The sequence below is a fragment of the Desulfovibrio sp. genome (assembly GCF_018379785.1).
GTDB lineage: Bacteria > Desulfobacterota > Desulfovibrionia > Desulfovibrionales > Desulfovibrionaceae > Desulfovibrio.
Genome location: NZ_JAGZUV010000095.1, coordinates 6,548 through 15,602, shown reverse-complemented (window position 1 = coordinate 15,602; position 9,055 = coordinate 6,548). Strand labels below are relative to the sequence as shown.

General features: G+C 62.2%; 7 protein-coding genes and 1 pseudogene. 7 read left to right on the top strand and 1 reads right to left on the bottom strand.

Annotation, left to right across the window (positions count from 1 at the left end):
* The first annotated feature begins 381 nt into the window (after positions 1 to 381).
* The gene (locus KH208_RS14455; RefSeq protein ID WP_008684812.1) at positions 382 to 804 is read left to right on the top strand and encodes a peptidylprolyl isomerase; all 423 of its coding nucleotides are present in this window, start codon (positions 382 to 384) and stop codon (positions 802 to 804) included.
* Between the two features lie 31 nt (positions 805 to 835).
* Positions 836 to 3,028: a glutamine synthetase III gene (locus KH208_RS14450; protein ID WP_291437460.1), complete on the top strand. Its 2,193-nt coding sequence runs from the start codon at positions 836 to 838 to the stop codon at positions 3,026 to 3,028.
* Between the two features lie 110 nt (positions 3,029 to 3,138).
* On the opposite strand, the gene KH208_RS14445 is transcribed toward KH208_RS14450, so the two are convergent.
* The gene (locus KH208_RS14445) at positions 3,139 to 3,606 is read right to left on the bottom strand and encodes a hypothetical protein (RefSeq protein ID WP_291437457.1); all 468 of its coding nucleotides are present in this window, start codon (positions 3,604 to 3,606) and stop codon (positions 3,139 to 3,141) included.
* A 376-nt stretch (positions 3,607 to 3,982) separates the two neighbouring features.
* On the opposite strand from KH208_RS14445, the gene radA reads away from it, so the two are divergent.
* The 5 genes and pseudogenes from radA to KH208_RS14420 form a co-directional block, all read left to right on the top strand.
* The gene (gene radA, locus KH208_RS14440) at positions 3,983 to 5,347 is read left to right on the top strand and encodes a DNA repair protein RadA (RefSeq protein WP_291437455.1); all 1,365 of its coding nucleotides are present in this window, start codon (positions 3,983 to 3,985) and stop codon (positions 5,345 to 5,347) included.
* A gap of 23 nt (positions 5,348 to 5,370) precedes the next feature.
* On the top strand, positions 5,371 to 6,018 hold the full coding sequence (locus KH208_RS14435) for a class IV adenylate cyclase (protein ID WP_291437453.1): 648 nt from the start codon (positions 5,371 to 5,373) through the stop codon (positions 6,016 to 6,018).
* Positions 6,019 to 6,040: 22 nt separating this feature from the next.
* Entirely contained in the window at positions 6,041 to 6,361 is a 321-nt protein-coding gene (locus KH208_RS14430; RefSeq protein ID WP_291437451.1) for an ATP-dependent Clp protease adaptor ClpS, read from the top strand.
* Positions 6,362 to 6,487: 126 nt separating this feature from the next.
* Positions 6,488 to 8,827 carry an ATP-dependent Clp protease ATP-binding subunit ClpA gene (gene clpA / locus KH208_RS14425; RefSeq protein ID WP_291437449.1) on the top strand — a complete coding sequence of 780 codons (2,340 nt, stop codon included), beginning with the start codon at positions 6,488 to 6,490 and terminating at the stop codon, positions 8,825 to 8,827.
* A 7-nt stretch (positions 8,828 to 8,834) separates the two neighbouring features.
* A pseudogene (locus KH208_RS14420) lies at positions 8,835 to 9,055 on the top strand (leucyl/phenylalanyl-tRNA--protein transferase); the annotation flags it as partial.

Genomic DNA, 9,055 nt, shown 5'->3' with positions numbered 1-9,055 from the left:
TCTCTTGATATGTTGAACAAATCTCTTGCACTATTTCAAAGATTCCGAGTTAATGGTAGTATTGAAGAACTTTTATCATTGTTAAGGTGAATGTCTCTCCGCCGGAGGCGCATTGACATCAGCCCCGCACCGTGTTTTGTTTTCTTTTTATGCGACTGGCGGTTTTCCCCTCCTGACCTCATTCGACGCCAGGCCGGGACACCCCCGACTTCATTGCTGGAGCATTCACACATGAAATGCTCGTTTACGGCGGGCAAAGCCCGCCACTCGCATTTCGCGGCAAGGATTTGCAGACATATCCTTGCAGAGCGGTTGACGCATTTCATGCGTGAATCGCTCTAAAAATAAACAGCCCGCCACGCGGATTTCAGGGAGTTCCCCATGCCCATTAAAAAAGGCGACACGGTGCGTGTGCACTACACCGGTACACTGGCTGACGGCACGGTTTTCGATTCCTCCAGGGAGCGCGACCCCCTGGAATTCACCTTGGGCAAGGGCATGCTGATCCCGGGATTCGAGGCCGCTGTGGAAGGCCATGAAGCCGGGGAAACCGTCACCGTGACCATTCCTCCGGATCAGGCCTACGGCGACGCCGATCCTGAACTGGTCTTCACCGTGGCCCGAGCCCAGGTGCCGTCGCACATTCCCCTGGAAGCGGGCGTGCCCTTGCAGCTTTCCAACGAGCAGGGCCAGATGGACGTGACCATCACCGAAGTGGGCGCCGATGAAATCACGCTTGACGCCAACCATCCCCTGGCGGGCAAGGAATTGACCTTCGAGATTGAGATCGTCGAGGTAAAATAAGCTATTTTCGCCTTGACTCCGAGGAGCACGCATGAGCAGCAATACCGCCCGTCACAGCGCCATCCAGGCCATTACCACCTACAAGCCGGACGCGGCTCCGCTCAATTTCGCGGACACCAGGCCCACGGACATTTTCGGCAGCAATGTCTTCAATGACCGCGTCATGCGCGAGCGCCTGCCCAAAGACGTGTACAAGTCGCTGCACAAGACCATTGCCTTCGGCGAACGCATGGACCCCTCCATTGCCGATACCGTGGCAGCGGTGATGAAAGACTGGGCCATTGAAAAAGGGGCCACCCATTTCACGCACGTCTTTTATCCGCTTACCGGCCAGACCGCCGAAAAGCACGACAGCTTCCTGATGCCGGACGGCACGGGCGGCGTGATTGCCGAGTTTTCCGGCTCCATGCTGATCCGGGGCGAACCCGACGCCTCCTCCTTTCCCTCCGGGGGGCTGCGCTCCACCTTTGAGGCGCGCGGCTACACGGCCTGGGATGTGACCAGCCCGGCCTACATCATGGAAAATCCCAACGGCACCTTTTTGTGCATTCCGACCATGTTCCTGTCCTGGACGGGCGTGGCCCTGGACAAAAAGACGCCGCTGCTGCGCTCCGGCCAGGCTCTGAATCGCGAGGCCCAGCGGGTGCTGGCCCTGTTCAACATCCATACGGATCTGCCGGTGATTTCCTATGCCGGTCTGGAGCAGGAATATTTTCTCATCGACCACAACTTCAACTTCGCCCGCCCTGATCTGCAAATCGCCGGGCGTTCGCTGTTCGGCGCGCGCCCGGCCAAGGGGCAGGAATTCAGCGACCAGTATTTCGGGGTCATTCCGCAGCGCGTCCTGTCCTGCATGATGGAAGTGGAGCGCGAACTCTACAAGCTGGGCGTGCCCGTGCGCACCCGCCACAACGAGGCGGCCCCCAGCCAGTACGAGATCGCGCCGCTCTATGAGCCCAGCAACCTGGCCGTGGACCACAACCACATCATCATGGCCACCCTGCGCAACGTGGCCAAGCGCTACGGCCTGAAATGCCTGCTGCACGAAAAACCTTTCAGCGGCATCAACGGCTCGGGCAAGCACGTCAATTATTCCATCGGCAACGCGGAGCTGGGCACGCTTTTTGATCCCGGCGAAACCCCGCACGCCAATGCCAAATTCCTGGTCTTCTGCGCGGCCATGATCCGCGCCGTGCACAAGTTCGGCGGCCTGTTGCGGGCCACTGTGGCCAGCGCCAGCAACGATCACCGTTTGGGCGCGCATGAGGCCCCTCCGGCCATCATGTCCATCTTTTTGGGCGATCAGCTCACCGAGGTCTTTGAGGCTTTCCGGGCCGGACGCATCGGGGACGCGGCCAACGGCAAAAGCGGGCGGGTCATGAATGTGGGGGTGGATACCCTGCCGCCCCTGCCCACGGACCCCGGCGACCGCAACCGCACCAGCCCCGTGGCCTTTACCGGCAACCGCTTTGAATTCCGGGCCGTGGGCTCCAGCCAGTCCGCCGCCGGTTCCATCACCGCGCTCAACGCCATGATGGCCGATTCCCTGGGCTTCGCCGCCGACTGGCTGGAACGGGAAATCACGTCCGGCACGGCTTTCAATGCCGCCGTGGAATCCTTCATCAGCCACGTCATTGAGGAACACAGCGCCGTGATCTTCAACGGCGACGGCTATTCGGAAGTCTGGCACAACGAGGCCCGGCGGCGCGGTCTGCCCGACCTGCGCAACACGCCCGAGGCCCTGCCGGAACTCACCCGGCCCGAGGTCATTGCCCTGTATGAAGGGCAGGGCGTGCTGAACCGGGCCGAGCTCAAGGCCCGCCAGGACATCTACCTGGAACAGTACTGCAAGACCGTGCGCACCGAGGCCAATCTGGCCATCCGCATGGCCCGCACCATCATTTTCCCGGCGGGCATGCGCTACCAGGGCGAACTGGCGGGCACGGCCGCGCAGCTGCAGGCCATCGGCAAGGATTACAAAACCATGACCCTGGACGAGGTCACCGCGCATCTGCGCGGCCTGCAGACGGCCACGGCCCGGCTGGAGGACGTGCTGGCCGACGTGGGCCAACTGGGTGAAAGCCTGGACGCCGCCCAGCGATACTGTGAAGAGGTGCTGCCCCTCATGAAAGAGGTGCGCTACTATGCGGACCTGCTGGAAACCCGCGTGGCCGACGATTTGTGGGCTTTGCCCAACTACCAGGAAATTCTGTTCGGCAAATAGCGGATGTCCTGCCTCGATTAGAGCGGTTCACGCATGAAATGCGTCGCCGCCCCAGCTATGGAATAAAGAATGGAAGGCGGTCCCGGAGATTTTCCGGGACCGCCTTTACCTTACGCGGTCGGAATCCGCCGCATGTGCATCAAGTTATAATCGGCCAGGACGGAACCGGTTTTGCTCAACATCCCCAGCGAGCGCGACAACCGCTCTCCAATCAGGTAAAGAGTGAAGTTGGTTATCTTGGTGTCGGCGTCATAGCCCTTCATAAGAAAGACCGTGGCGAAAAGGTCGTTGTAAATGGCATCCAGGGCGGCGGCGATATTCTCGGCCTCATACCGGTCAAGAAGCTCGCCTTCTTCCGTGAGGGCATGCGGCGGCAAGTGGTACTGACGGTATTCTCCCGGCTTATGGCTGTGCCCGGCGAGTTCCGCGTCGCCTTCCGTTTTTGATGAATTCTTTTCAGTGCTCGCGGAACGGCAAAAGACCAGCATGGTTTCCGCCGTTTCCTGTAACTTGCCGGCCAGAGCGGCAATAGTGTCGATGGGGATGACGGTGGAACTGTGAGGGGTCGAATCGGACATAAAAACTCCATGTATTTAGTTGTATCGGCATTTTTAAATGAGAAATGCCGGGACTCAACTACGCTACATGGAGCGCTGCTCTTATTTCCCCGAGGGGTTTTGTATTAGGAGCTATCGACCCGGCAATAATGCTGCTATGGGCGCAAACCCAAAAAGAAACCCAGCATAAAGCCGGGCAGAGCACATCAATGTTAACCAGCGGTGTGGACGCTGCCATGTATGTAGTGAATAAAGCATATCGATAAAGAGTAAAAAGTCAAGAGAGAGTGAAGCTTCTCCACTTGGCAATTCGCGGTGTCAGAGCGGTTGTTAACTACTTCAGTCCTTCCTGCATCGCCGCCTTGCGCCGCGCGTCCTTTTTCCGTAGGTTTCGGGCATGGCGAAAACGCGTGAAGTCTATATCTGTTCGGTGTGCGGGGCCCAGACCCTGCAATGGCGCGGCCAGTGTCCCAACTGCCATGAGTGGAATACCCTTGAGGCCTCGGCCCAGGCCCGTCCGGCGGCGGGCCGACGGTCCTCCGGCCCGGGCGGCGCAAGCGTTCGGGCCGACCGGCCTGTACCCCTGCGCGACGTGGCCGATGCCGGACATACACCCTACGGCAGCGGGCTCAAGGCCCTGGACCGCGTACTGGGCAAGGGCTTGGTGCCGGGCGCGGCCATTCTGGTGGGCGGCGAGCCGGGCATCGGCAAATCCACCTTGCTGTTACAGGTAGCCGGGCTGGTGGCGGCCCAGGGCAAACCGGTGCTCTACGCCAGCGGCGAGGAATCCCTGCCGCAGATCAAGGCCAGGGGAGAGCGGCTCCGGATGCTGGACCCCAATCTTCTGGCTCTGGCCACCTCCAAGGTTGAGGACGTGCTGGACGCCCTCAACGGGGTCGGCGGCTCCAGATCCCCGGCCCTGGTGATCGTGGACTCGGTGCAGACCGTGACCAGCCTGGAGGCCGAAGGCCTGCCGGGCAATGTCAGCCAGGTGCGCGCCGTGGCCACAGCCTTGCTGGAGGCCTGCCGCCGCGTGGGCTGCACCCTGATCCTGGTGGGCCATGTAACCAAGGACGGCGTCCTGGCCGGTCCCCGCCTGCTGGAACACATGGTGGACACGGTCATCTCCCTGGAGGGGGACCGCCGCCAGATGTTCCGTCTGTTGCGCGTGTTCAAGAACCGTTTCGGCCCCAATGAGGAATTGCTGGTCTTTCGCATGGGCGAGCGCGGCATGCAGGTGGTGGACGACCCCTCCACCTTTTTTCTGGGCGCGCGCGACGCCTCCCTGTCCGGGACGGCCGTGGTCATGGCCGTGGACGGACAGCGCCCTCTGGCCGTGGAAGTTCAGGCGCTGGTGGCGCGCACTTTTCTGAGCATTCCGCGCCGCGCGGCATTGGGTTTTGACGCCAACCGTCTGCATTTGCTCCTGGCCGTGCTGGAGAAACGGCTCAAACTCAATTTCGGCCAGGTGGATATTTACGCCAAGGTGGGCGGCGGCATGCGCCTGCAGGAGCCCGGCCTGGACCTGGCTCTGGTGGCCGCCGTGCTGTCCTCCTATTACGATGTGCCCCTGCCGGAAAAGTGCGTGCTCTGGGGCGAAGTGGACCTCAACGGCCAGGTGCGGCCCGTGGCCGTGCAGGAATTGCGCCTTTCCCAGGCCCGACGGCTGGGTTTCGAACCCATAGTCTACCCGGACGGCGGCCAGGGCGGCGGCATCGCCACCATCGCGGCCTTGCAGCAGCGCCTGTTCCGTCGTCAATGAGCGGCCAGCGGAGGAAGAAAAGCATGCCTTTGGAAGTGGAACGTAAATATCTGCACGTGGATTTCGCCGTCTTGCGCCGGACGTTGTACGATCTGGGCGCACGCACTCCGGGCGCGCATTTTGAAAGCAACTGGGTTTTTGACACGCCCGACATCCAACTGTTTGAAAGCCGCCGCCTGCTGCGCCTGCGCTCGCAGGAATGGCCGGACGCCGTGCGCCATGTGCTGACCCTCAAGCTGCCCGCGTCGCAGAGCGGGCACTTCAAGGTGCGCGAGGAACGCGAGCTGGAGGTGGCCGACGGCGCGGCCATGCGCGCCGTGCTGGAAGGCCTGGGCTATGCCGTGGGCGCGCGTTATGAGAAGATCCGCGAGCCGTGGCTTCTGGAGGATGTGGAAGTGGAATTGGACGTGCTGCCCTTCGCCGAAGTGGTGGAGCTGGAGGGCGAGGCCGCGCATATTGAGCGGGCCGCGACGCGTCTGGGCCTTGACAAGGCCGAAATAAGTACCAAAAGTTATCATCAGCTGCATCAGGATTGGCGTCGCCTGCACAACCTGCCGCCGGATTTTTCCTTTGTGTTCGACGCGGAGCGACGGAGCGACTGGCGGCGGAGGCTGGGCCTTGCTGGCAAAGAGCCGCACGACGGCGACCGGCCCGACGCATCCAAAGCCTGAAGCGTTTTCGGGGGATTACTCCATGCCGCTATACAATCAGGGCGAAGCCGACGGTGAAAGCCGGACCATTGTCGTAAAAAAGCTCAAGGAGCCGGACCGCTACCGCGTCCTGCTGCATAATGACGATTATACCAGCATGGACTTTGTGATTAATATTCTCTGCGGCGTGTTCCACAAGCCTCTGGAAGAAGCCACGGCCATCATGCTGGCCGTGCACCGGCAGGGCGTGGGGCAGTGCGGCATTTATACCCGCGAAGTGGCCGAAGCCAAGGTCAGCCGCGTCCACCGGGAGGCGCACGGAGCGGGCTTCCCCCTCAGATGCACCATGGAAAAAATTCATTGATCGCCTTTGCCGCACGCGCGGCAAAGGCGCGGCGGACCGGACCGCCGTAGTCTGGGCACGGCATGTGGCCGGGCCGCCGGAACAACTCCCCGCAGTCGACTTCGGCTGTGGCGGGAGGGAGAAAATATGCTGAGTAAAAGCGTGCAAAGCGTCCTGCGGGACGCCCTTATGGAAGTGCAACGGCGCAGGCATGATCTGCTGACAGTGGAACATGTGCTCTACGCCCTGACCAACAGCATGAAAGGCCGGATTATTCTGGAGGGCAGCGGGGCCAGCGTGGCCGTGCTGCGCGAGCAGTTGGAAGGTTTTTTCCGCACGGAACTGGATGTGGTGGATCAGCCCGGCAAGTATGAAGTCACCCAGACCGACGGCGTGCAGCGCGTGCTGGAGCGCGCGCTCAACCATATCCGTTCCGCGGGCCGCGACACAGTGGAGCTGGGCGACCTGCTGATCGCCATCATGGACGAAGAGGAGAGCTACGCGCTCTTCTTCCTGCGCAAGCAGGGGGTGGAGCGCCTGGACGTGCTGACCTTCATTTCGCACGGCCTGGGGGAAGGCGGCGGTTCGCGCGGCGGGGAGGAAAACGAAACGGACGACGCGTCCGGCGACGCCCGCGCGGCCAAGGGCGATCCTTTGGCCCAGTATACCGTGGACCTCACGGCCCGCGCCAGGGAAGGCAAGATCGATCCTCTGGTAGGCCGTGAGCAGGAACTGGACCGCGCCATTGAAGTGCTTTGCCGCCGCCGCAAGAACAATCCGCTTTTTGTGGGCGATCCGGGCGTGGGCAAAACCGCTCTGGCCGAAGGTCTGGCCCTGCGCATCGCTGAAGGGCGGGTGCCGGAGATGTTTGCCGATACCCGGCTGTTTGCTCTGGATATGGGCCTGGTGCTGGCCGGAACCCGCTACCGCGGGGATTTCGAAGGCCGCCTCAAGGCCATTGTGCAGGCCCTCAAGGCCATGCCCGAGGCCATTCTGTTTATCGACGAAATCCACACTATCGTGGGGGCCGGTTCCACGTCCGGCGGCTCCATGGACGCCTCCAACCTGCTCAAACCGGCGCTTGCCGGCGGCGAGATCCGCTGTATCGGCTCCACCACCTATGAGGAATTCCGCAATCATCTGGAAAAGGATCGGGCCCTGGCGCGGCGTTTCCAGCGCATAGATCTGCACGAGCCGGACGTCACGGATTGTCTGGCGATCCTGCAGGGCCTGGAAGGCCGCTATGCCGAACATCACCGGGTGCGTTACAGTCCTTCCGTTCTTAAAGCTATGGTTGAGCTTTCAGCGCGCCATGTGCGTGATCGCCTGCTGCCGGACAAGGCCATTGACGTAATGGATGAAACCGGGGCTGCCGTTCGCCTGCGGCAGGGCGGCCTGCCTGACGCTCCCCAGGGCAGGGAAACGCGTCCGGCCGTGAGTATGGCCGATGTGGAGCGGGTGGTGGCCCGCATGGCGGGCATTCCATTGCGCACGGTTTCCGGGCGCGAACGCGCGCGTCTGGCGAATCTTGAACGGGATCTGAAGCATCTGGTCTTTGGCCAGGACGAAGCCATTGAACTCACTGTGCGGGCTATCCTGCGCGCCCGCGCCGGTCTTGGGCAGGAACAGCGCCCGGCCGGAGCCTTTTTGTTCTACGGGCCCACGGGCGTGGGCAAAACCGAGGTGGCCCGCAGTCTTGCCAAGCTCATGGGCGTGGAGTTTCTGCGTTACGACATGAGCGAATACATGGAAAAGCATTCCATGTCCCGGCTGATCGGCTCGCCTCCCGGCTATGTTGGGTTTGACCAGGGCGGCCTGCTTACAGAAGCGGTGCGCAAGGCTCCGTATTCCGTGGTGTTGCTGGACGAGGTGGAAAAGGCCCATCCGGATATCTTTAATGTATTGCTTCAAGTTATGGACTATGCGACCCTCACGGACAATACGGGCCGCAAGACCGACTTTTCGCATGTCATCCTGATCATGACCTCCAATGCCGGGGCCTTTGAGATGTCGCGCTCGGCCATCGGCTTCGGCCAGGCCGCGCCCGAGGACGCGGCCCGCAAGGGTCTCAAGGCCGTGGAAAACCTGTTCACGCCCGAGTTCCGCAACCGCCTGGACGCCCTGGTGCCTTTCCACAGCCTGTCCCAGGAAATGATGCTGCGCATTGTGGACAAGTTCCTGGCCGAAATCCGCGTCACCCTGACCCAGCGCAAGGTCAGTCTCAGCGTGACGGACAAGGCCCGGCAGTGGCTGGCTCTCAAGGGCTTTGATCCGGCTATGGGCGCGCGGCCCCTGCGCCGCCTGCTGCGCAACGAACTGGAGGACCGCCTGGCCCACGAACTGCTGTTCGGAGCTCTGAAAAAAGGCGGCAGTGCCCGGCTGACGCTCAAGGACGACGTCCTGTCCCTTCTCCCCTCGGCCTCGTCGCCCGTCGCGCGCGGAACGCGCGCCGGAGCCAGGGGCGCGCGCGAGCCGGTGGAGGCCTAGACGAAACATGAGCGGCACGTTCGCGGATCTGGCCGCGCAGTTTCCTCCTCCGGAGGCCGCCCGCGCGGACGGTTTGCTCTGCGCGGGCGGTGATCTGCGGCCCGCGCGGCTGCTGGCGGCCTACAGCCTGGGAATTTTTCCCTGGTACGAGGACGGCTTGCCCATTCTCTGGTGGTCGCCGGATCCGCGTTGCGTGCTGCCGCTGGAGAATTTCCGCCTGCCGTCCCG

What these genes read in the sequence shown, in the direction of transcription:
- KH208_RS14455 (WP_008684812.1), top strand. Translation starts at nt 382, where the DNA reads ATGCCCATTAAAAAAGGCGACACGGTGCGTGTGCACTACACCGGTACA.
- KH208_RS14450 (WP_291437460.1), top strand. Translation starts at nt 836, where the DNA reads ATGAGCAGCAATACCGCCCGTCACAGCGCCATCCAGGCCATTACCACC.
- KH208_RS14445 (WP_291437457.1), bottom strand. Translation starts at nt 3,606, where the DNA reads ATGTCCGATTCGACCCCTCACAGTTCCACCGTCATCCCCATCGACACT.
- radA (WP_291437455.1), top strand. Translation starts at nt 3,983, where the DNA reads ATGGCGAAAACGCGTGAAGTCTATATCTGTTCGGTGTGCGGGGCCCAG.
- KH208_RS14435 (WP_291437453.1), top strand. Translation starts at nt 5,371, where the DNA reads ATGCCTTTGGAAGTGGAACGTAAATATCTGCACGTGGATTTCGCCGTC.
- KH208_RS14430 (WP_291437451.1), top strand. Translation starts at nt 6,041, where the DNA reads ATGCCGCTATACAATCAGGGCGAAGCCGACGGTGAAAGCCGGACCATT.
- clpA (WP_291437449.1), top strand. Translation starts at nt 6,488, where the DNA reads ATGCTGAGTAAAAGCGTGCAAAGCGTCCTGCGGGACGCCCTTATGGAA.